The 20649-nt window shown below is 70.8% G+C and carries 19 protein-coding genes and 1 pseudogene; 7 read left to right on the forward strand and 13 right to left on the reverse strand.

Annotated elements, in window-relative coordinates; all coding sequences use genetic code 11:
- The 6 genes from G020_RS15490 to G020_RS0103615 all read left to right on the forward strand — a co-directional run.
- The coding region (locus G020_RS15490; protein WP_231363039.1) for a hypothetical protein at positions 1–190 on the forward strand (190 nt) is incomplete at its 5' end.
- 87 nt (positions 191–277) lie between these two features.
- A complete protein-coding gene (locus G020_RS0103595; RefSeq protein WP_024328682.1) occupies positions 278–718 on the forward strand; it encodes a hypothetical protein in 441 nt (146 codons plus the stop codon).
- A gap of 145 nt (positions 719–863) precedes the next feature.
- Complete coding sequence (locus G020_RS0103600) at positions 864–2381, forward strand: TolC family protein (protein WP_024328683.1); 1518 nt, start codon at positions 864–866, stop codon at positions 2379–2381.
- Complete coding sequence (locus G020_RS0103605; protein ID WP_024328684.1) at positions 2381–3796, forward strand: multicopper oxidase family protein; 1416 nt, start codon at positions 2381–2383, stop codon at positions 3794–3796. The genes G020_RS0103600 and G020_RS0103605 overlap by 1 nt, the downstream gene beginning before the upstream one ends.
- A gap of 108 nt (positions 3797–3904) precedes the next feature.
- Entirely contained in the window at positions 3905–4270 is a 366-nt protein-coding gene (locus G020_RS0103610) for a copper resistance CopC family protein (protein ID WP_024328685.1), read from the forward strand.
- A 3-nt stretch (positions 4271–4273) separates the two neighbouring features.
- Positions 4274–5179: a CopD family protein gene (locus G020_RS0103615; protein ID WP_024328686.1), complete on the forward strand. Its 906-nt coding sequence runs from the start codon at positions 4274–4276 to the stop codon at positions 5177–5179.
- A 130-nt stretch (positions 5180–5309) separates the two neighbouring features.
- Here the strand turns inward: G020_RS0103615 and G020_RS0103620 are convergent, their stop codons facing one another.
- The 5 genes from G020_RS0103620 to thiD form a co-directional block, all read right to left on the reverse strand.
- Complete coding sequence (locus G020_RS0103620; RefSeq protein WP_081647382.1) at positions 5310–6134, reverse strand: sulfite exporter TauE/SafE family protein; 825 nt, start codon at positions 6132–6134, stop codon at positions 5310–5312.
- Between the two features lie 22 nt (positions 6135–6156).
- A complete protein-coding gene (locus G020_RS0103625; RefSeq protein ID WP_024328688.1) occupies positions 6157–6696 on the reverse strand; it encodes a hypothetical protein in 540 nt (179 codons plus the stop codon).
- A gap of 25 nt (positions 6697–6721) precedes the next feature.
- Positions 6722–8005, reverse strand: a complete 1284-nt coding sequence (hemL, locus tag G020_RS0103630) for a glutamate-1-semialdehyde 2,1-aminomutase (protein ID WP_024328689.1) — start codon at positions 8003–8005, stop codon at positions 6722–6724.
- 107 nt (positions 8006–8112) lie between these two features.
- Positions 8113–8781 (reverse strand): thiamine phosphate synthase, encoded by a 669-nt coding sequence (thiE, locus tag G020_RS0103635; protein WP_029681194.1) that lies wholly within the window; start codon positions 8779–8781, stop codon positions 8113–8115.
- Positions 8774–9565: a bifunctional hydroxymethylpyrimidine kinase/phosphomethylpyrimidine kinase gene (gene thiD / locus G020_RS0103640; RefSeq protein ID WP_024328691.1), complete on the reverse strand. Its 792-nt coding sequence runs from the start codon at positions 9563–9565 to the stop codon at positions 8774–8776. The genes thiE and thiD overlap by 8 nt, the downstream gene beginning before the upstream one ends.
- Before the next feature lie 75 nt (positions 9566–9640).
- On the opposite strand from thiD, the gene G020_RS0103645 reads away from it, so the two are divergent.
- Positions 9641–10093: a hypothetical protein gene (locus tag G020_RS0103645; protein WP_018946818.1), complete on the forward strand. Its 453-nt coding sequence runs from the start codon at positions 9641–9643 to the stop codon at positions 10091–10093.
- A gap of 10 nt (positions 10094–10103) precedes the next feature.
- Here G020_RS0103645 and G020_RS0103650 read toward each other — a convergent pair whose 3' ends face one another.
- The 8 genes and pseudogenes from G020_RS0103650 to G020_RS0103685 all read right to left on the reverse strand — a co-directional run bounded on the left by G020_RS0103650 (position 10104) and on the right by G020_RS0103685 (position 20500).
- Positions 10104–10796, reverse strand: a complete 693-nt coding sequence (locus G020_RS0103650) for an HAD family phosphatase (protein WP_024328692.1) — start codon at positions 10794–10796, stop codon at positions 10104–10106.
- Between the two features lie 82 nt (positions 10797–10878).
- Positions 10879–11285: pseudogene (locus tag G020_RS14620) on the reverse strand (type II toxin-antitoxin system VapC family toxin).
- Between the two features lie 9 nt (positions 11286–11294).
- On the reverse strand, positions 11295–11534 hold the full coding sequence (locus G020_RS0103660) for an antitoxin (protein ID WP_024328693.1): 240 nt from the start codon (positions 11532–11534) through the stop codon (positions 11295–11297).
- Positions 11535–11615: 81 nt separating this feature from the next.
- Positions 11616–12869 (reverse strand): TIGR02679 family protein, encoded by a 1254-nt coding sequence (locus G020_RS0103665; protein ID WP_024328694.1) that lies wholly within the window; start codon positions 12867–12869, stop codon positions 11616–11618.
- Positions 12866–13420, reverse strand: a complete 555-nt coding sequence (locus tag G020_RS0103670; protein ID WP_018946823.1) for a Uma2 family endonuclease — start codon at positions 13418–13420, stop codon at positions 12866–12868. Before G020_RS0103670 ends, G020_RS0103665 begins: the two co-directional genes overlap by 4 nt.
- 77 nt (positions 13421–13497) lie before the next feature.
- The gene (locus G020_RS0103675; protein ID WP_024328695.1) at positions 13498–17697 is read right to left on the reverse strand and encodes a TIGR02680 family protein; all 4200 of its coding nucleotides are present in this window, start codon (positions 17695–17697) and stop codon (positions 13498–13500) included.
- Positions 17694–18947: a TIGR02678 family protein gene (locus G020_RS0103680; RefSeq protein ID WP_024328696.1), complete on the reverse strand. Its 1254-nt coding sequence runs from the start codon at positions 18945–18947 to the stop codon at positions 17694–17696. Before G020_RS0103680 ends, G020_RS0103675 begins: the two co-directional genes overlap by 4 nt.
- Positions 18947–20500 carry a TIGR02677 family protein gene (locus G020_RS0103685; RefSeq protein WP_024328697.1) on the reverse strand — a complete coding sequence of 518 codons (1554 nt, stop codon included), beginning with the start codon at positions 20498–20500 and terminating at the stop codon, positions 18947–18949. Before G020_RS0103685 ends, G020_RS0103680 begins: the two co-directional genes overlap by 1 nt.
- Between the last annotated feature and the right edge of the window lie 149 nt (positions 20501–20649).

Here is a 20649-nt window from a genome sequence, read left to right on the forward strand (position 1 = left end):
TCGCGGGGCGCGCAGCGCCGAGGTCCGGTCCGGAGGTTGCCGCGTCGCCTTCGGCTCCTCGCAACGACGGGGGCTGGACGGGTTCCGTCATCGCGAGGCGCGCAGCGCCGTGGCGATCTCCGCGGGTGCCCCCGGCGCTGGATTACAGAATGGCGAGGTTGCGTCTACAGGACGCTGCGGGTTGTGGTAGTTTCTGGCGTGGTTACCGGGGGGCACCGCCTCTCGAGACGAGGTTTCGACTGACGTGAAACGGGTCTTCCAACAACTGCTGTGCTGGATGCTGGTGGCGGCGATTGCCGGCCTGCCGGCGGTGGCTGCGGCAGTGGGCATGGAAGATGGTCACGTCGGTCATGCGGCGATGCACGGAACCCCGTCCGCCGATGATCCGCACGCTCGTCACGGGCAGGACCATGCCCATGGTGCCGACCGGCACTACCATCATGGGCATGGTCAGCACACCGGCCATGCCGATGAGTCGCATGACGATCACCATGCCCCCGCGACATCCGATGCTTCCCATGCCGGCGACCCGCTCGGGCACGCCGACTGCGTGGACGCCAGCTGTCTGGCCAGTTGCTCGGCCTGCGGTCACTGCCAGGGTATGCCGACTTCGTCCGGCACCGATGTCCCGGACCCGGTGAAGCAGGCCATGAGCCTGTATTCCTTCCAGAGCGGTCCGCCCGCGGCCGCGTTGTACCGCCCCCCGATCCTCTCCTGATCTGACTTACCGGCCCGAGTGCCGGAGCTGTCCGCACGTCCGGGTTCCACCCGGTGCTGGCGGATGGCAAGGCCGTGTCGCGCGTTCGCGCGGGATGCGGAATCGAAGTCCGATCAAGGAGATTTTCACGATGCGAGCAACCCGATTGCTGCTCCCCGTCGTGTCGGTGCTGTTCCTCGCCGGCTGCGCGGTCACCGCGCCCGAGCTGGATCGCTCCGATCTGGCGGAGGATGTCTCGGTGCAGGGGATCGACCTGCCCGAGTCGGAGATGCCCCGACCCTCCGGCGAGCTGACGCTCGAGGAGGCCATTCATCAGGCCCTGTGGCGCAACCCGCGCATGCAGCAGGCCTACGCCGAACTGGATCTGACGGCCGCCGACGTGGTCGAGGCCGCCCAGTTCTCCAATCCCACCCTGTCGCTGTCGGTGATGCGCCCCGAGGGCGGTGGCGGCAACGAGACCGGGGTCGGTCTGGCCTGGGGGATCTCCGGCCTGCTGATGCGCAGTGCGCGTCAGGACATCGCCGAGGCCCACTGGGAGTCCACCCGTCTGCAGCTGGCCGAGGGCATGGTGGCCCTGGCCTCGGACACCGAACGTGCCTGGTATGACGCGGTGGCCGCGCGTCAGCGGGCGCAGGTGCAGGCATTGGAGGCCCGTGCCGCGGATCTCGGTTCGCTGCTGGGCGAACGCTTTTATGACGCCGGCAACAAGACTGACCTGAAGCGGGCTCAGCTGAATATCCGGGCCGCCGAAGCTCGCCTGAAGCTCGAGGATGCACGGCAGCGCGAGCGCGAGACCCGTCTGCGTCTGGCGCACCTGATGGGGCTGCCCGGTCACGTCGATGACTGGGAGGTCCCCGGCAAGCTGCCACTGCCGCTGGCCGGCGTGGAGGATCGCGAGGCCCTGGTCGAGCAGGCCCTGGAGCAGCGTCTGGATCTGCGGGCCCTGGATCACGCCCTGGAGGGGCTCACCGAGGGCGTGGCCCTGGTGCGGCGCTATCGCTGGCTGGGCGACATCGAGCCCGGTATCGAGTTCGAGCGCGAGACCGATGGCACCCGCCTGTGGGGCGGAGGCATCTCCTTCACCCTGCCGATCTTCAATCAGAACCAGGCCGGCATCGCCCGTGCCGAGGCGCGGCTGGAGGACGGCGAGGCCCGGAAGGCCGAACTGGAGCAGGCCGTGACCGCTGACGTCCACCAGCATTTCGTGCGGCTGAATCACAACCGTGACAAGTTCAGCACCAAGCGCTACGAACTGGTTCCGGCTCGCGAGATCGAGGTGGAGCGCATGCAGGAACGCGTGAACTTCATGTTCGACGATGTCTTCGACCTGCTCGAGACCAAGCAGGAAGAGCTCGCCGACTGGCAGCGCGCGGTGGCCGCGCTGGGTGATTACTGGCGGGCCCGGGTGGATCTGACCTTTAGCGTGGCCGGCGAACTGCCGGGCGGGATGCCGGGTGACGAGGGGTACCTTGAGACCGACGGTCTCGAACATGATCCGTCCGCGATGGATCACGGCCACGGGGACCACGGAGATCACGGGGACCACGAGGATCACGAGGATCACGGGGACCACGGGGACCACGGGGACCACGGGGACCACGAGGATCACGACCATGGCGATCACGGTGACCACGGCGACAACGGTCACGGAGGGCATCACTGATGAAACGGCGTAATTTCCTGCTGGCCGCCGGCGCGGCAATGCTGCCGGCAACTACCCTGACCCGGGTGATGGCGGAAACGGGTCACGAGCACCACAACGAGGGCGACGCCACGCCCGGCGAACGCACCGACGAAGGCTACATGCCGGTGCATACGCCGAACGGCTGGACCCTGCCGTATGAAATGAACAACGGCGTGAAGGAGTTCCACTTGGTCGCCGAGGAGATCGAGCACGAGTTCGCGCCCGGTTCGGTGGCGAAGTGCTGGGGCTACAACGGCACCACGCCGGGGCCGACCATCGAGGCGGTGGAGGGCGACCGGGTGCGTATCTACGTGACCAACCGCCTGCCGGAATACACCTCGGTGCACTGGCACGGCATCCATCTGCCCTCGGGCATGGACGGGGTGAAGGGCGTGACCCAGCCGCCGATCCACCCGGGGGAGACCTTCGTCTACGAGTTCGAGCTGAACCAGCACGGCACGCACATGTACCACCCGCATGCCGACGAGATGGTGCAGATGGCGATGGGGATGATGGGGATGTTCATCATCCACCCGAAGGACGGCGAGATCGAGCCGGTGGACCGCGACTACGCGATCCTGCTGCACAACTGGGGCCTGCACCCGGGCACGCGCACGCCGGACCCGTCGATCATGGTCGATTTCGACCTGTGGTCGATGAACTCGAAGGTGTTCCCGGCCATCGACTCGCTGGTGGCGAAGACCGGCGAGCGCGTGCGCATCCGCATGGGCAACCTGTCGATGTGGAACCACCCGATGCATGTGCACGGGGTGTCGTTCGAGGTCACCGGTTCCGACGGCGGGCGCTGGCCGCGCGAGCAGTGGCGCAAGGAGACCACCGAGATCGTCGCGGTCGGCCAGACCCGCGATATCGAGTTTATCGCACCGCCGGGCGACTGGGCGTTCCACTGCCACATGACCCACCACACCATGAACCCGATGGGGCATGGCATCGCCAATCCCCTGGGGGTGGATCAGTCCGGCATAGAAGAAGAGATCCGCAGCATCCTGCCGGGCTACATGGCCATGGGCGAGCACGGCATGGCGGATCACCAGGACCACACCGACGGCGGCCACATGCCGGGCCCGGAAAACACTCTGGCGATGGGCATGGGCCACGGGCCGTTCGGCAACATCGGCATGGGCGGCATGTTCACCCTGATCAAGGTCCGCGACGACCTCGAACCCGGGGATTTCCGCGACCCGGGCTGGTACTGGCACCCGGACGGGGAGGTCGCTCACAGGGTGAGCAGCGATCCCGACTTCGGCAATCCCGTGCGCCGCGGCAAGCTTGCGGGCGAGAACGCGGACGAGCTGCCGACCCCGAGCCGCGATGGCCACGGCCCTCACGGTGGCCATGGAGGACATGACGGCCACGGCGGCCACGACCACTGAGTATATCCGTCGGCACGGGTGCCGGGGCCGCCAACGGGTGAACCCCGGTGGCCCGTGGCCGGTGGATTTCCATACCACACCACTGAACTGAAAACCAAGGATCAAAGAATGACGATTCGTATCCGCATGACACTGCGCGCAGCCCTGGCGGCCCTGCTGCTGGCTTTCGCCACTCCCCTGATGGCCCACGAGGGCGAGATGGGGCAGATCCCGGAGGATGGCTCCACGGTGCAGGACACCCCGGAAGAAATCGGGATTCACTTCGATGGCGCGATGCGCATCACCCAGTTCGACGTGACCGGCCCGCAGGGTCGGGTCTCCCTTGAGAACCAGCCGGGCAATGAGCCGACCGAGGAATACCGCGTGCGGCCGGCCGGCTCGATGGAGCCCGGCAGCTATGAAGTCCGCTGGCGCGGTCTGGCCCGTGACGGACACATGATGTCCGACACCTTCCGCTTTACCGTGGAAGACTGAGCGGTGGCCTGGCTGTCTGCACTGGCCGGTGTGGATGCCTGGACCGTCGCCCTGATGCTGGTGACGGCCGGATTCCATGCCGGCGCCCTCCTGGCGGCCGGGGCGGTGCTGTTTCGCCTGGCGTTTCCGGGTCTGCCTGATCCGGAGCGGCGGGCGGCCAGCCGCACGGGCGCGGTTGCGGCATGGGTGGCGATCGTGCTGGCCCTGGTCCAGTGGCCGCTGCAGGCGGGGTATCTCGGGGGCGGGAATGTGTCCGCCGCGTTCGATCCGGCGCTGCTGGGCATGGTGTTCGAAGGGGCGCAGGGAACCCGGCTGGTGCTGGCGGGGGCCGGCCTGCTGCTGGTGCAGGCGATCCTGCTGGATGCCCGGCGGCTTCCGGGGGTGGGGAACGGCCTGAGCCTGGGTGGCGTCCTGCTGGTGATGCTTGCCTTCGTGCAGGTCGGGCATACGGCCGGCGAACCGCGCGTGCTGCTTGGCGGCCTGCTGATCCTGCACCTGCTGGCGGCCGCGTTCTGGATCGGATCCCTGTGGCCGCTTTATCGCCTGGCGGGACAACCCGCCGCGGATCCGGCGGCCGCCCGCATCCTCGACCGTTTCGGGCGTATCGCATTGTTTGCGGTGGGCCTTCTGGTGCTTGCGGGCGCGGTCCTGGCGGTGCTGCTGGCGGGCGGCGTGACACCCCTGTTCACTACCGCCTGGGGACAGTTCCTGCTCGCCAAGGTGCTGCTGGTGGCGCTGCTCCTGCTGCTGGCCGCGCTGAACAAGTGGCGCCTGGTGCCGGCATTCTCGCGGGGTGACAGCACGGCATCCCGGCGCCTGCGGCGCAGCATCGCGGTTGAAGGCATGCTGGTCGCCGCCGTACTGGGAATGACCGCGATCCTCACGGGCATCACCTCGCCGAACGGCTGAGCACCCGTCCGCCGGAGGGGAGGCTTCCCGCGGTCCGGGGGATCCACAGGGCGGGAGGCGGCGCGGCCGCGCCGCATCGCGCAGAGGGCTGCGCTCCCACAAGGGGGGTATCCTGCACCTCGGGGCGGAGTCAGCGCAGGAGCATCAGCAGGCCGGCGAGGATCAGGACCCCGGCGAAGCCGCGGCGCAGCACCGCGACCGGGAGATGGTGTGCCAGCCAGACCCCGGCGCGCACGCTGATGGCGGTACCCGCGACCACCCCGGCGATGGCCGGCAGGTAGAGATACCCCAGGCTCCATTCCGGGCTGGCCGGGTCGCCGGTGGTCCATTGCGGCAGGGCAAACACCAGGGTCGCGCCGATGGAGATGGGCACCCCGAGGGCCGCGGCCGAACCGATGGCGCGGCGCAGTTCCAGTCCCTGGCTGACCAGGAAGGGCGTGGTCAGGGTGCCGCCACCGATCCCGATCAGCGCGGACACCGCGCCGATGATGCCGCCCCCGCCCAGCCACACGCCGCGGCGCGGGACCGGGGCGCGTGGAGGCTGGAGGTTGAGCAGCATCCAGATGCCGATCGCGATCTCGAAGGCGCCGAAGATCCGCCCGAGGTGGTCGCTGTCGAGCTGGGTGGCCAGGCCGGCACCCAGCAGGGCCCCGCCGATTATCCCCGGCAGCAGCCGGCGCACGGCCTCGCCGTCCACCCCGCCACGGCGGTGGTGGGCCCGCGCCGACAGCACCGCGGTGGGGATGATGGCGCCCAGTGACGATCCCACGGCCAGCTGCACCAGCCCCGTCTCGGGAAAGCCCAAAACGGTGAAGACCGCGACGAACACTGGCACCAGTACCAGTCCGCCACCGATCCCGAACATCCCGGCGGGGATGCCGGTGATCAGGCCGAGGAGAACGAACAGCACGGCCAGCCCGGCGGGCGTGGCCGCGAGTGGTTCGATCAGGGGCATGCCCGCGCGCCGTCAGCGGGCGTCACGACCCGGGTTCCTCGTCGCGGCGTCCGGAGGTGGCAACCACGATGCCCCGGACGACACCGGCGAGGAACATCACCACGCCGGGGATCCCGAACAGGGCGGCGCGTCGGGCATGTTCGAGGAAGCGCGCCTCGCGGAGGGTGAAGGCCCGCGCGTCTTCCATCCCTTCGGCGAGGATCGTGTACGTCCCCGGTTCCGGGAAGTGGAATTGTCCCAGGGAGACCCGTTCGGTCTGTCCGGAGGTGTACGTCAGGGTGGCCCGCGATGACTGCAGCCGGATGGCTTCGTCCCCGTCCGGCGTCCGGGCGACGACCCGGGTTCCGTCCGGAAGTTGCTCGGGGAACTCGCGGAAGGTCCCGTCGAGGTAGGTCCGGGTGTACAGCCACAGGCGATAGTCACCGGGGCGCGGGATCTCCACCTCGGTGCTGCCCGGACCCTCGAAGTCTTTGGCCAGGCCCTGAAAGGCCCCGCTCAGCGCGACCCAGGCCAGCGCCAGAAGGGCCAGCCCGGCCGCGCTCAGGGCGACAGGTCCGCGCATCGGTGCCGATCCGGTCGAGGGGGGGTCAGGCGTCCAGCGCCTTGAAGCACTTGCGCGCGGCCTCGATGGTGGCCTCGATGTCCGCGTCCGAGTGGGCGCTGGACATGAAGCCGGCCTCGAAGGCCGAGGGTGCGAGGTAGACCCCTTCTTCCAGCATGGCGTGGAAGAAGCGCCCGAAGGCCGCGGTGTCGCTGGCGGTGGTGCCGGCGAAATCGGTGACCTTCTCCTCGCTGAAGAACAGCCCGAACATGCCCGGGACCTGGTTGGTGGTCAGGGCCACGCCGGCCTCGCGTGCGGCCTCCTCGAAGCCCGCGACGACCTTGCGCGTGCGTTCCTCCAGGTCCTCGTGGAAGCCGGGACGGCTGAGGATGTCCAGGGTGCGGATGCCGGCGGTCATCGCGATCGGGTTCCCGGACAGGGTGCCGGCCTGGTAGATGGGCCCCAGCGGGGACAGCTGCTCCATGATCTCGCGGCGGCCGCCGAAGGCGCCCACCGGCATGCCGCCGCCGATGATCTTGCCGAGCGTGGTCAGGTCGGGTGTGACGCCCAGATAGCCCTGGGCGCAGTTCGCGGACACGCGGAAGCCGGTCATCACCTCGTCGAAGATGAGCACCGTGCCGTATTCGTCGCAGACTTCGCGCAGGGTCTCGAGGAAGCCGGACACCGGCGGGATGCAGTTCATGTTCCCGGCGATCGGCTCGACGATGATGCAGGCGACCTCTTCGCCCTTCTCGCGGAAGAAATCGCGCACGCCCTCGGGGTCGTTGTAGCTGAGCGTGCTGGTCAGCGCCGCCAGTTCGGCCGGCACGCCGGGCGAGCTGGGCTGGCCCAGGGTCAGCGCGCCGGAGCCGGCCTTCACCAGCAGGGAGTCGCCGTGGCCGTGGTAGTTGCCCTCGAACTTCACGATGCGGTCGCGGCCGGTGTAGCCGCGCGCCAGGCGGATCGCGCTCATGGTGGCCTCGGAGCCCGAGTTGGTCATGCGCACCATGTCCATGGACGGGACCAGCTCGCACATCTTCTCGGCCATCTCGCTTTCCAGCCGCGTCGGGCAGCCGAAGGACAGGCCGTTGTTGCAGGCCTCGCGCACCGCCTCGATCACCTCGGGGTGGGCGTGCCCGGCGACCATCGGACCCCAGGAGCCGATGTAGTCGATGTAGCGCTTGCCGTCGGCATCCCACATGTAGGCGCCGTTGGCGCGGTCCATGAAGATGGGGGTCCCGCCGACGCCCTTGAAGGCGCGCACGGGGGAGTTCACGCCGCCGGGGATCCGGTTTTTGGCGGCTTCAAAGAGGCGAAGCGTTTCCTGCATGGCGGTGTCCTGTCTGGAATGGGAGTTGGGACCTGGGGTCGGGGCCGCGGCCCCGACCGTGCAACCCCGCAACCTTAGCGAGGGGGCGGCGGCGGTGCAAAGAGGTGCTAGGTCGTGCGGAACAGTGCGGCGATGCGGTGGGCGGCGGCCTCGGGGTCGGGGACGGCGCTGATGCCCTGGATTGCCGCGACCATGTCGGCGCCGGCGGCCACCACCTGCGCGGCGTTGTCCGCGGTGATGCCGCCGATCGCGCAGATCGCCACGGCGAGTTCGCGTCGGGCCTGGCGGATCAGTTCCGGCGTGGCCCGCACCGCTTCCGGCTTGGTCGGTGACGGAAACATCGAGCCGAAGGCGACGTAATCGGCCCCGGCCGCCTGCGCCGCCCGCGCGCGGGCCAGCTCGTTGTAGCAGGACACGCCGATCACCGCTGCATCCCCCAGACGGGCGCGGGCCCCGGCCGGGTCGGGGTCGTCGCGCCCCAGGTGCACCCCGTCGGCGCCGATGCGCGCGGCCAGCTCCACGTCGTCGTTGACGATGAAATACGCCCCGTGGTTGTGGCAGAGCCGGGCGAGCGCCTGCGCCACGGTCTCCTGTGCTTCCCCTTCCAGGTGCTTGTCGCGCAGCTGTACGCAGCAGGCCCCGCCGGCCAGGGCGGCTGCGGCCATGCTCGTGTGGGTCTGCAGCGGATCCGCCCCCGGCGGCGGGGCCGGCGTCACGAAATACAGCCCGCGCAGAGGCGCGCGCTCGATGACGGGCTCGGTCACGGGTTCAGTCATGGCTGGCCGGGCACAGGCGGTTGGGCACGTGCTGGCCCTGCCCGGGGGCGTAGCCGGTCTGCACGGCGTGGTTCATGAAGTTCTGCGCCTCGATCACCGCCGGTTCCAGGTCGCGCCCGCGGGCGAGGAAGGCAGCGATGGCCGCGGCCAGGGTGCAGCCCGAACCGTGGAAACCGGCCGGGTGACGCGGCAGTTCGAACATCCGCTGGTGGCCGTCCTCGCGGAACAGCCGGTTGCGGATCGGCTCGTCCTCGCCGCCCTCGTGGCCACCGGTGATCAGCACGTTGCGCGCGCCGCGTTCGCGCAGGGCCGGACCCTGGCGCTCCGGGGTGTCGTGCCCGGCCAGGGCCCGCGCCTCCGGACCGTTGGGGGTGATCAGGGTGGCGCGCGGGAGCAGGGTTTCGCGGGTCGCGTCGATCACCGCCTCGGTCGCCAGTTCGCCCCCGCCCCCGGCGACCATCACCGGGTCGAGGACCGTCGGGATGTGCGGGTGTGCCCCCAGCAGCTCGGTTACGGTTTCCACGTTCTCCACCGAGCCGAGCATGCCGATCTTGATCGCGCCCACGTCCAGGTCCGCCAGCGTGGCCTCGATCTGCGCGCGCAGCCGGGCGGCCGGCAGCACGCTGGAGTCGATCACGTTGCGGGTGTCCTGCACGGTGATGGCGGTGACCGCCGTCGCCCCGTGCACCCCCAGCCGGGTGAAGGTCGTCAGGTCCGCCTGCAGACCGGCGCCGCCCCCGGGGTCGGAGCCGGCAATGGTCAGGGCGATGGGGGGATGGGTCATCTCGCGGTCTCCCGTGCTATGGTTCGCGCGCCCCGCGGGCCCGGGGCTGTCCATTCATTCGGGAGTGTACGCAGCATGAGCACGGAGTTCGACGTGAAAAAGGCGCAGCCGCTGCTGGCGGTGGCGCGCGGAGAGGCGGGGCTGACCGCCGAGACGGATGCCGCCCTGCAGGCGCTGGAGGCGGAGCTGAACGCGATCGCCGCCGAACTGCAGGTGGAACACGTCGGGCCCGGAGTGGGCATGGCGGACATGAACGCCGAAGGCGCCTACCGCATCGTGGTGCGCGAGCACGAGCACGACGTAACCCGTTGTGAATGGGGCGTGATGGTCTGCGACGCGGCCGACAACTGCGACTACCGGCCGATGTGGCCGATGTCCGGCACCGGGCGGCTGCGGCGCCGCCAGGTGGTCGAGGCCCTGCCCGAACTGGTGGCCGGCTGGCGTGCCGCGGTGAACGAGGCCGGCCAGGCCCTGACCCCGGGGGGGCAGCGCCTGGTCGCGCTGGACACCGTCTTCAATCCCAACTGAGGGGGAGCCCTCAGTCCAGCGCGATCGGTTCCGGTCCGGCCCGCAGGGTGAGGCGGCTCCAGTCCTGCGCCCGGGCATGGGCGTCCAGGGTCGGGTCCGGGTCCACGGCTACCGGCCGGCCCACCCGTTCCAGTAGCGGGATGTCATTGCGCGAATCGCTGTAAAAGGTCGCCCGCGCCATGACCGCGTCGGGATCGTCGTGGTGTTGCGCGAGGAAGGCGTGCAGCCGATCCACCTTGCCGTGCTGAAAGCAGGGCGTGCCGGCGACCTCCCCGGTAAATCCGCCGTCGCGTTCTTCGGCGATGGTCGCCAGCAGATGGGGCACGCCCAGGCGCTCGGCGATCGGGCCGGTCACGAACTGGTTGGTCGCGGTGATGATCACCAGCTCGTCGCCGGCCTCGCGGTGGCGCTGCAGCAGCGCGTGGGCGGCCGGTGCGATCATTGGCTCGATGACCTCCTGCATGAAGGCCTCGCGCCAGGCCTCCAGCCGCTCGCGGGGCTGCTCCGCGAGCGAGGCGAAGGCGAAGCGGCAGAACTCGAAGATGTCCAGCGTGCCGGCCAGGTACTGCTCGTAGAACCGATCGTTCCCCGCGGCAAAGGACTCGCGGTCCACCGCCCCGCGGGCGATCAGGGTCTCGTTCCAGGCGTGATCGCTGTCGCCGGCGAGCAGGGTATTGTCGAGATCGAACAGGGCCAGAGTCATGCGGCATCGTCGCGGGTATGCGTGAAGCCGCGCAGTCTACCCGATTCGGTGAAGTCCACGGTACGGGGGCTGCGGCGGAACGTTATTCGGATCTCAGCCAGTTTTCCACCTGCAGGTCCGGGACGCGTCGGAATTCGCGTTCGTTGCCGGTGACCAGGATGAGCTGCGCTGCCCGGGCGTGGGCTGCGATGGGCATGTCATTCGGACCGATGACGGCTCCGGTCCGCTCCAGGTGCCGGCGCAGATCGGCATATTCATGGTCCGCCGGCGGGTCGAACGCAGGATTTCGATTGCGGAAAGCACCGCTTCCACCTGGTGCTGGAGTCGCGACGACCCGGCCTTGCGAGCACCGAAACGAAGCTTGGCGGCCACGATGATGCTGGTGCAGACAGACTGTTCCCCCTCCCGGGCAATCCTTTGCATCACCGTGCCGTGTGGATCCCGCACGAGCGCCGAGAGCACGTTGGTGTCGAGCAGATAGCGTGCCATGACGGTGCTCTACAGGGACACGTTGTCCGCCGGAGGCAGGCCCTTGTCCACGTCCGGAAAAGGTTCGTCCAGCGGTTCGAGCTCCGCGAGAACGGCCAGCAGTCCCTTGCGTTTCAAGGGCGTGAGCACGAGCTGGTCACCTTCCTTTCGCAGGATCGCTTCATCCCCTTCCAGTTCCAGCCCCCGGGGGATGCGAAGCGCCTGGTTGCGCCCGTTGCGAAACAGCCGGACGCGACGTTCGGTTTCCATCGAGGATCCTCCGATAGCAGGCATATGCTTGAACATATGCCTCATTGGGGCGAGCTATCAACGGTTTGAACGTGCGCCGGTTCAGCGACGCAGGTCTTCCAGCAACGCCTCCAGCAGCTGTTCCTCGTGCAGGGCGCAGCCCCGGCGTTGCAGCGCGTCCTGCAGGGTGTCGTCCCAGCAGGCGGCCACGGGCCGGCCCGTCAGCGGGCGGTTGGAGACGGCGGCGTGGGACTCCAGGGTTGCCGTGTCCATCCGCCACGGCCGGGCGCCGAGGCGCTGGATGACCGCGTTGGCGATGGCGATGCCCGTCCAGTCGAAATCGGCGCGAAACAGCAGCTTCGCCCCGGCGTCGCGGAGCTGCTCCAGCAGCACCCAGACCGCGGCGCGGGGGCGCCCCCAGGTGGCGACAAGCGGCGCACAGTCGGTGCCCAGGCGTTCGGCGGCCTCGGAGACCACGGCGGGGTTCTCGCAGACGTGGACGATCCGGCCGTCGACATCCCACTGCGGCGGCTCGCGGAGCAACTGGCGAAGGGTCAGGTAGAGGGGCTCGGCCGCGGCGCTGTGGGCCTCCAGGGCACGGGCGGTGGCGGTGTCGCCGGTGGCCGGCAGGCGGTGGACCAGCACCGTGCTGGTGATGTCCCCACCGATCAGGATACCGGCGTGGGCCCACAGCGTCCGCTCGTCGGGGTCGTCGTCGCCGACACCGCCCCGCCAGTAGCGGTGCAGGGCGTGACGGACCAGGGCGGCCACCGGCTGCCCGGCGTCCAGCGCGTGGGCGTCACCGAGGCAACGGGCGGCCAGGGTGCTGCGACTGGCCCCGGGCCACGGGAGGGCCTCCAGCACCACCAGGCTGCGCTCCAGCAGATCGCGGCCGGATTCCGGATCGCCGCCGGCGAGGCGCTTGACCAGGCCGCGCCGGGCCACGGCCTCCAGCCACTCCGCCAGGCCCGCCGCCGCAGCGCGTGGGTGCACCGCCGCGACCACCTCCTCCCACTGCCGCCGCGCCTCCTCGCGCTCCTGCGCGGGGTCGCGGATCGGCCCGTCCAGAGACTCCAGGGCCTCGCGCAGACCCGGCGCCACCTCGGCCCGCTGCAGGATCCGCTCCAGCTCTGCCAGGGACAGCCGCAGACTGCTCCCGGCACGCGGCGGGCGACCGAGCAGACGCTCGACGGCCTCGCGTTCCACCGCGCTCGCCCGTGTCAGGGTCAGGGTGTCGCCACCGCCGCGCAGGAGACGCTCGCGCAGGCGTCGGCGGAGCCGCTCCAGCCCTGGGCCGCCCAGCAGGCGGCCCAGGCGGTCATGGTCGACACCGCGAACGGGGTCGCGGTCCGTCAACCCGCCGGCGCGTGGTTGCCGTCCCACAGCCGCTCGAAGTCGAAGTCGACGGCGCAGTCGGGAAGCTCGAAACGGTGGCGCTCGTCGCGGAAGTCGCCGACCTTGCGGTAGGCGCCGTCCACCAGACGGTAGACCTTGGCCTTGCGGGCGTCGGGGTAGACCAGGACGTAGTGGCTGACGCCCTCGTCGCAGTAGAGCCGGAACTTGGCCTCTTCGTCCCGCCGCGCGGTGTGCGGGGAGAGGATCTCGAAGATCCACTCCGGGGCACGGGTCAGCCGTTCGCCCTCCGGTGGCTGGCAGAGGACCAATACGTCGGGGCGGACCACGGTGTCGCGGGAGAACTCCACGTCGATCTCGAACAGCGCCTCGCAGCGCGGGCAGTCGTCCAGCGCCCCGGAAAGCTGGGTGAAGATCTTCCCGGCCAGCCGTTGGTGCGTGATCCCCGGCGACGGCACCATGGCCAGTGGCACGCCGTCGATCAGCTCCCAGTCGCCTTCCCAGAGGCGGTAGTCGTCCACCGTATAGTGCTCCCGGTAATGCGCTGCTTCCATGGCGTCCACCCTCTGTGCACGGCTGCCTTTCCCTGAATTGTAGGCCGTAAACCGTCCGCCACTGAAATCCGCGGCGCTCAGAACAGCGCCCCCTCTTCCGGTCCCTCCTCGGAATCGGGCGCCGGTGCGCGTTCGGGGCGCTCCAGCGGGGTGCCGGGCTCGGCCTCGCGGATGCGGCGGGCGCCGTCCCAGCGCCAGCGGGAGACGAACACCGCGTCCACATCGTCGCGCCGTACCAGCTGCGCGATGGCGAGCCCCGGCACCTCCGGGTAGCAGCCCCATTCGCGTTCGGAGGTCATCAGGGCGTCGAGGTCGAACTGCGCCAGCAGGCCCATGCTCTTGGCGCGGGCGTCGTCGTCCACGCCGGCGAAGACCTCGTCGAGCATGATCAGCCGCGGCGCCGCCGGATGGGCACTGCCGTAGTGGCTGGCGGCGGCGGCGAACAACGGCAGGGTGATGACCAGGGCCCGCTCACCCCCGGATGCGGGCCCGTAGGCCGGACGCCAGCGGCCGCTCTGCCAGCGCTCCACGGTGAAGCGGTGCCAGTAGCGGTAGTCGAGCCCCCGCTCCAGGATCTCCGGCAGCGACGCCCCTTCGTACTCCCGGCGCGCCTCCTGGATGCACAACTGGATGAAGTCCCCCACCGCCTGGCGATCCGACGGCGTCCAGGCGTCCATGCTCTGGCGCAGCAGTCGTTCACGGGTGGCCTCCAGACCCGCCGGGGTGTCCAGTCCGCCGGCGGTCTCTCCCTCGGCCAGCGGCTGCCAGGCGATGCGCAGACGCATGCCGGTGCTGGTGGGCCGTTCGGCGAGCTCTTCGTTCATCTGCCGCACCTGCCGCTCGGTGGCCGCCAGCCGGTGCTGGAGGTGACTGGCGACCTCGTCGATCAGGTAGTTCTCCACCAGTTCCCGTTCCCGGGCGGTGAGCAGCTCGCGACGGCGTTCCAGCTCCCGGTCGAGCTCCGCGGCCAGTTCGTCGGGCCCGTGGTGGCGGGACTGGAAGGTGACGCGCACCAGCAGCAGATCGTCCTGCTGTTCGATCTGCGCGTCGTGGCCGGGCTGTCGCCCCAGGGCGGTCTGCAGGGCGGTGAAGTGCTCGTGGAGCCCCTTCTGGTGGCGCTGCCAGGCGGCGTCGCCGGCGTCGACATCGGCCAGGGCCTGTTCGAGTCGCCGGGCACGCTGGACCGTTGGCTCCGGGGCCCACGAGGCGTCGTCGTCCACGGTGAGTTCGCCGTCGGTGGCCACCGGCATCAGGCCGGCCTCGGCGAACCGGCGCAGCCGCTGGACGGCGTGCTCGCGACGCTGGTCCAGCTCCTCGAGCCGCTGTTCGGTGTTGGCGATATCGCTCTCCAGCGCACCGACCCGCTTGCTGAGCTCCGTGCGCTCCTGCTGCAGGCGCTCGCGTCGCTCGGCCAGCTCCTGCAGGGTGGCCTCCACCTCGTGGAGCTGTCGTTCCAGCGCCGCCACCTCGGCACCGATGCTCTCGCGGAGGGTGTCACGGTGGGTCTCGGCGTCCCGCGCCTGGCGCTCGGCCTCATCGCGCTCCCGGGTCGCCACGCGCAGCGCCTCGTCGGCGCGCTGCGCCTCTTCCTCTGCCCGGCGCAGCCGTTCGGCCTCACGCCCGTGGACGCGCAGGGCGTCGCGCAGCCCGCGGCAGGCGTCAGCGTACTCCGACAGGGCCTGGCGCACGGCCTGGAGCTGGCCCTCGGTGGTGGGCAGGTGCAGTTCAGCGGCCCGTTCGTCGCGTTCCTGGCGCACCTGCTCCGCCTCCCGACGGCGAGCCTCGAGGGTCTGGCGGGCCTGTTCGGTTCGTTCGGTCTGGGCCTCCACGGCACGCAACGCCGCGGCCTCGGACGCGTGGGCGTCGCGCAGCGCGGTATCGGCGGGGCGGCGAGCCCACTCCTGGTCAAGCCGGTCGCTGCGTTCCGTGATCCCGGCCAGTGCTGCGTCGATCTCCTCCCGGGTGGCGCCCAGTTCGGTGAGTTCGGCGTCGATCTCCTCCAGGCGTGCCCGTCGAGCGGCCTCGCGAGCGGTGTGGCCAATGTAGCGCGCGCGCTCCTTGTCCCAGTCCCCCCGGGCGGGCCCGAGCTGCCAGCGCCCGTCGACGGCGACCCAGGCAGGCCCCGGCGCGGCGGCCTCTGCCGGCTCTCCCGCGCCGATGCGGGCCAGCAGCGCCGCCACCCGCTCGGGACTCACCGGCGGGTCGCCGTCGGGCCGCCGGACGTCCGGGGCCAGCCAGCGATCCACTGCCACGGCCGGCTCGGGGGCCTCGGTGGTCAGCAGGGTGTCCCGGACCCCGGCGTCCATGGCCGTGCCCTCCGGCAGGATCCAGGCGTCCAGCAGCCCGGCGGCCTCCAGTGCCGCCTCCAGCCCGGCCCGCTCCGCCTCGGGCACCTCGTCCCGGAAGTCGACGAGCTGCCAGAGCGGCGCCCCGGGGCGCTCCGCCCGCTGTTCGTCGGATCGGGTGTGCGGTGCCGGCGGGGCCAGCTCCTCGCCGGTGGTCAGGCGGGCCCGCTCGGTCTCCAGCGCCTCGATGGATCGGTCCACCTGCTGGCGCTGGTGTTCGCGCTCGCTGCGGGCGCCGGCCAGTTCGGCGGTCAGGGCCTGCCGGCGGGCCTCCAGGGTGTTCTCCGCCGGGTTGCGGTCATTCACCCGGGCCGCCCAGTCGGCCAGCTCCGCCAGCATCTGCTCGGCGTCGTCCGGACGCAGTTCGGTGAGCTCGGCGAGGTACGACCGCCACGCCCCCTGCAATGTCTCGCCGGCCTCCTCGGTGGCCTGGCGGGCGGCCTGGTGGGCCTGCTCGACGCGATCCTGCTCGTCGCTGTGGTGCTGCCAGTCCCCCTGGGCACGGGCCAGCCGGCGCTCCGCCTCCGCCACGGCGCGGTGGTGTTCCTCGAGCAGGGCCACGGCCTCCTGGCGTCGGCGGTGGATCTCCAGCAGCCGCTCGCGCACCCGTTCCGGGGGCTCCGCCGGGGCCTCCCCGCCCGGCGCGCCCTCGGCGGTGAGCCCGAGGCGCTGGATCTGCTCACGATGGGCAGAGATAACCCCGGCACCCTCGGCAAAGCCCTCCAGACGCGTCAGCATCTCCTCCAGCTCGGTGCGGGCCTGCTCGGCCAGCTCACGCTGCTCGTCGCGCCGCTGTTCAGTTTCCCGGAGCCGGCTCTCGCTCTCCCGGTGGCGTTCGGCCTGTTGATCGGCGTAGCGCCGCTGCTGCTCGGCGGCCTGCTCGGCGTTGTGCAAGGACTCCGCCGAGCGCATGGCGGGGCTGTCCCGCAGGGTGCGCAGGCGCTGCTCGGCCGCATCCACTTCGGTGCGCAGGGCGCGCTCGCGCTCGCCGGCTTCGACCTCGCGTTCCCGGGTCTGCTCCAGCTCCTCGCGGGCATGGCCCAGCTGCGCCCGGACGTCCTCGTAATCGCTGTGCGCGGTCCGGATCTTGGCGCCCCGACGGCGGGCGGCCACGGCGGCGTAGCGGCGGTAGTGCTGCAGAAACTCGAAGACGGCGTCCCGCGCCTGCTCCAGCGCTTTCGCCTCTTCGACCATGGCGTCGAGGCTGCGGTAGGCGTCGGCCACGTCGTTGATCACCCCCTGATCCAGGGGCGGCAGCGCCTCGGTGAGTGCCCGGGAGAGCCGGGACTCATCGGGTGTCTTGGACAGTTGCGGCTGACGGAGCTGCAGCAGCAGGTCGAGGAGGGCCTCGTAGCGCTCGGCCCCGAGCTGGAAGAACTGCTCGTCCACGGCCCGGCGGTAGGCCTGGGCCTGATCGTAGAGGGCGCCGGCATCGTCCAGTGCCTGGGCGAGCCGGTCACGCCCCAGGGTGCGGCCGTCCTCCACCAGGAAGAGCGACTCTCCGGGGCGTTGCGGCGTGATGAAGAACCAGGAGCGTACCCCGCGCTGCGCCACCGCCTTGAGGCCGCAGCCGATGGTCCGGTACTCCGGCCCCGCCTCGCCCATCCGGCCGAACTCGAGCCAGGTGTACCCCTGGCGCTCGCCGGCCTGGCCGAGCAGCAGGTTCCACTCCATGCGCTTGCTCGGATCGCCGTCGGGCTCCACGCGCGCCGGATTCATCTGGCCATCCAGCAGGAAGGGCAGCGTCAGGGCCATGACCTTGGACTTGCCGGTGCCGTTATTGCCACGCAGCAGCAGGCGACCGTCATGGAAACGGAACTCCTCGTGGTCGTAGTGGAACAGGTCGACCAGGCCCAGGCGCAGAGGCTGCCAGCGCTCCCCGGTGGGCTCCGGCAGGTCGCCGGCGGGTGCGATCGCGGGCGTCGCGCTCATGCGTCGGCCTCCCCGGGCACCAGTTCGGCCTGGGCGCCCTCCGGCGTACGCGGCTCGTCCACCGCGAAGCGCGCCAGGGCCGGCCTGGCCGATACCCGCCCCTGGTCGTCGATCCGGATCAGGCGCAGACCGCGCAGCTGCTCCACCGCCTGCCGGGCCAGGGGGCGCTCGGCACCGGGCTCCAGGGCGTTGCGCCGCCAGTAGCCACGATACGACGCGCGCCAGTCGGCGATACGCTCGGCCAGGTGTTCCAGGGTCACCGGGACCTCCCCCAGGCCGGCCAGATAGGCGGCGATCAGCAGGGTGGCGTGCCCCTCGGTACCCTCGCTGGGGATCTGCCGGTCGGTGAGCGACTGCTGCGGATCGACCATGGCGATCCCCTCGGCGCGGACCTCCGCCACCAGGCCGGTGGCCTCCTGGATCCGCCGGGTGATGGCGCCACGCTGGCCGGCCAGGTACTGGCGCGCCGCATCGTCGAGATCGTCCCAGTAGACCACCGGATCGTCCAGCAGCCGTGCCGTCAGATCCTGACGCAGGGCGCGGTTGCGCGCCTCGTGGTTGTCCGGGACGAAGGGCTCGACGATGGCGCGCAGGCGCGCCTCGAAGTCACCGGGGTCACCGTCGAGCACCACCAGGGACGGCCCCCGCAGGGTCACGAGCAGGGCGGCCAGGACGCGGCGATGGATGTCGTAGAGGACGTCGCCGTCCCGCCCCCGGCGGACGAAATCGTCCTCGTTGCCGGCCACCCGGGACAGCACCCCCAGCTCCAGCAGCAGCCGCACCGTCGCCACCAGGTCGCGGCGCTCGTCGCGACCTTCCAGGCCGAAGTCCAGCCCGGCCGTCTCCAGCGCCGGGTCGGCGGCCTCCTGGATCAGCGCCTCGCCCAGCCGCCCGAGGGTCACCTGGTTGTCTCCCCGCTCCAGGTTGGCCAGCGCCAGGCAGAGCAACGCATAGCGCCGCCGATGGAAGGGCGCGCGCTGGGCGCCGCTGCCGGTAGTGGCCGGCCGGGTGGGGTCGCCGAAATCCGCCGGGCGCTTGTGGAGCCGGGCAAACTCCGACTCCACCTGGAGCTGCCAGCCGGTGTTGGCGGCGAGCCAGTCGCGGAGCTCGGTCTGATGGCGGCGGACCAGCACGAAGGCCGGATGCCGGGCGTCCATCAGCGGATTCAGCAGCAGTGCCCGCAGGGCGCGCTGGCGCTCGTCGGCGCGGTTGCGCTCCAGAACATCGGTGAGTGTGGCGTCGTCGGCCATCAGGGCGCGGACTCCAGCTCGGTGATGCGGATGCGGTAGTCGGGGCCACTGAGGGTGCCGCCCGGCGTGTGCAGTACCGCGTGCGTCTCCGCGCCCAGGGGCTCCATCTCGATGCCCAGGGTGCCGTCGCCGCTGACTGCGGCAATGGGTTGGTCAGGGGCATCGGCGGCCGCCAGCGCATCTCCCAGGAGCTGCAGAAAGAGGCCGAAGGCATCGTGGTCCAGATGGCCCATCTCCGACAGACGCAGCATCTCTCCGGTGGCGAGCCTGGCGCGGGCCGCCCGTGCCTCGGCGGACTCGGCGGAGAGCTGGCGCGCCAGCCAGGCCTTCTCCTGGTCACGGCGGCGCATGCGGGGCGGGGCGCCCCGTTTCTGGTACTGCCCGGTAGCACGCAGACGGGCGCTGATGCGCAGCGGCGGCGCCTCGGACCACGACACGCTGGCCGCAACCCGGCGTTCCTGCCAGTGGGCCAGGGTATCGGCATCGACGCCCAGATGGCGGGCTGGCGTCAGCCCGAAGGCCGCCCGCCACAGGCGGTGGGCGTGATCGTCGTCGGGGCACTCCAGGAACCAGCGGGCCAGGGTGCGGAAATCGGCGGAGCGGTCGCTGCGGCCCAGTCGGCGCTCGTTGAGCCGCTGGATGGCCTCCAGCATCTGCGAGATGGAGCGCCGAGCCTGCGCCCGCAGCAGGCTGGCCTGGGCGCGGCGCTCGGGCTGGTCCAGGAACCACGCCTTCAGCCCTTCCCAGTGGCCTTCCCAGTGCGCCAGGGCACGATCGCGCTCGCTGCGCCGGGCGATCTCGGGGTCGCCACCGCCCGCCAGCTCCGGGGCAATGTCCTCACTGTCGCGCTCGGCGGCCAGGCGCAGCAGCGCCGCGATGGGCCGCTCGCCGCCGGCGTTGTCGTCGAGCCGGCGGATAGCGCCGGCGATCTCCGCCGAGGCGGTGACCAGGTCACCGATGAAGCGCTCGATGTAGTCGATGAGCCGCTCCTTGTAGGCGACCAGGCCCTGCTGATCGTCGCCGCGCAGCTCCAGCGTGCGCGACAGCCCGTTCATGAAGGCCCGGGCGTTCTCCGCCAGATCGCTGAAGACCGCAGTGAGATCGCGCAGCAACAGATGGGCCTCGTTGGCGTCGGGCACATCCTGGTCGGCCAGCTCCTCCAGCGAGCGCAGCCGCAGGCGCACATCGTCCAGGGCCACCGTCTGCAGCGCGCCGCGCCGGCCCAGTTCGCGGTCGAAGAGCCGCAGCGCGGCCTCGGCGGCCTCGCCGGCGCGGGTGAGCTGGTAGAGATAGCGGGCCCGGTAGAACTCCTCGACACTGGTCACCCGTGAGGTATCGGGATCGGCCTCCAGGTTGCCCCACTGGACCAGCTGGCCCAGGGCACTCTGGACCTCCTCCAGGGCGTCCAGTCCGGCGCGTTGCTGAACGTCCTCCGGGCGGAGATGGACGGTGAAGTGCTCCTTGGCCTCGACGAAGGCGGCCATGATCGCTCGGTAGAGCGGAGCCTTCTCGGCAACGAGGTAGTTGAAGGCGGAGTAGGCTCGTTCGGACATGGGTCGGGGCGCCTTGCTTCGCTTTCGGTGAATGTCCCCTAGGTTACCGCAACCCCGATGATGGTGTCGGGCGGGTCCGCCATCCGCACGAGGACACGCCCGGAGGTCTCGCGCGGCGGGAGCGGCAGTTGTCGCCACGGTGGCGCGCC

This window comes from Thioalkalivibrio sp. ALR17-21 (genome assembly GCF_000420185.1).
GTDB classification, from domain to species: Bacteria; Pseudomonadota; Gammaproteobacteria; order Ectothiorhodospirales; family Ectothiorhodospiraceae; genus Thioalkalivibrio; species Thioalkalivibrio halophilus.

Bases quoted from the DNA above. Each gene is read 5' to 3' on its own strand.
- G020_RS0103670 (WP_018946823.1), bottom strand. From the start codon at position 13,420: ATGGAAGCAGCGCATTACCGGGAGCACTATACGGTGGACGACTACCGC.
- G020_RS0103620 (WP_081647382.1), bottom strand. From the start codon at position 6,134: ATGCCCCTGATCGAACCACTCGCGGCCACGCCCGCCGGGCTGGCCGTG.
- G020_RS0103650 (WP_024328692.1), bottom strand. From the start codon at position 10,796: ATGACTCTGGCCCTGTTCGATCTCGACAATACCCTGCTCGCCGGCGAC.
- G020_RS0103645 (WP_018946818.1), top strand. From the start codon at position 9,641: ATGAGCACGGAGTTCGACGTGAAAAAGGCGCAGCCGCTGCTGGCGGTG.
- thiD (WP_024328691.1), bottom strand. From the start codon at position 9,565: ATGACCCATCCCCCCATCGCCCTGACCATTGCCGGCTCCGACCCCGGG.
- G020_RS0103660 (WP_024328693.1), bottom strand. From the start codon at position 11,534: ATGGAAACCGAACGTCGCGTCCGGCTGTTTCGCAACGGGCGCAACCAG.
- G020_RS0103680 (WP_024328696.1), bottom strand. From the start codon at position 18,947: ATGGCCGACGACGCCACACTCACCGATGTTCTGGAGCGCAACCGCGCC.
- G020_RS0103605 (WP_024328684.1), top strand. From the start codon at position 2,381: ATGAAACGGCGTAATTTCCTGCTGGCCGCCGGCGCGGCAATGCTGCCG.
- thiE (WP_029681194.1), bottom strand. From the start codon at position 8,781: ATGACTGAACCCGTGACCGAGCCCGTCATCGAGCGCGCGCCTCTGCGC.
- G020_RS0103595 (WP_024328682.1), top strand. From the start codon at position 278: ATGCTGGTGGCGGCGATTGCCGGCCTGCCGGCGGTGGCTGCGGCAGTG.
- G020_RS0103610 (WP_024328685.1), top strand. From the start codon at position 3,905: ATGACGATTCGTATCCGCATGACACTGCGCGCAGCCCTGGCGGCCCTG.
- G020_RS0103625 (WP_024328688.1), bottom strand. From the start codon at position 6,696: ATGCGCGGACCTGTCGCCCTGAGCGCGGCCGGGCTGGCCCTTCTGGCG.
- G020_RS0103675 (WP_024328695.1), bottom strand. From the start codon at position 17,697: ATGAGCGCGACGCCCGCGATCGCACCCGCCGGCGACCTGCCGGAGCCC.
- hemL (WP_024328689.1), bottom strand. From the start codon at position 8,005: ATGCAGGAAACGCTTCGCCTCTTTGAAGCCGCCAAAAACCGGATCCCC.
- G020_RS0103685 (WP_024328697.1), bottom strand. From the start codon at position 20,500: ATGTCCGAACGAGCCTACTCCGCCTTCAACTACCTCGTTGCCGAGAAG.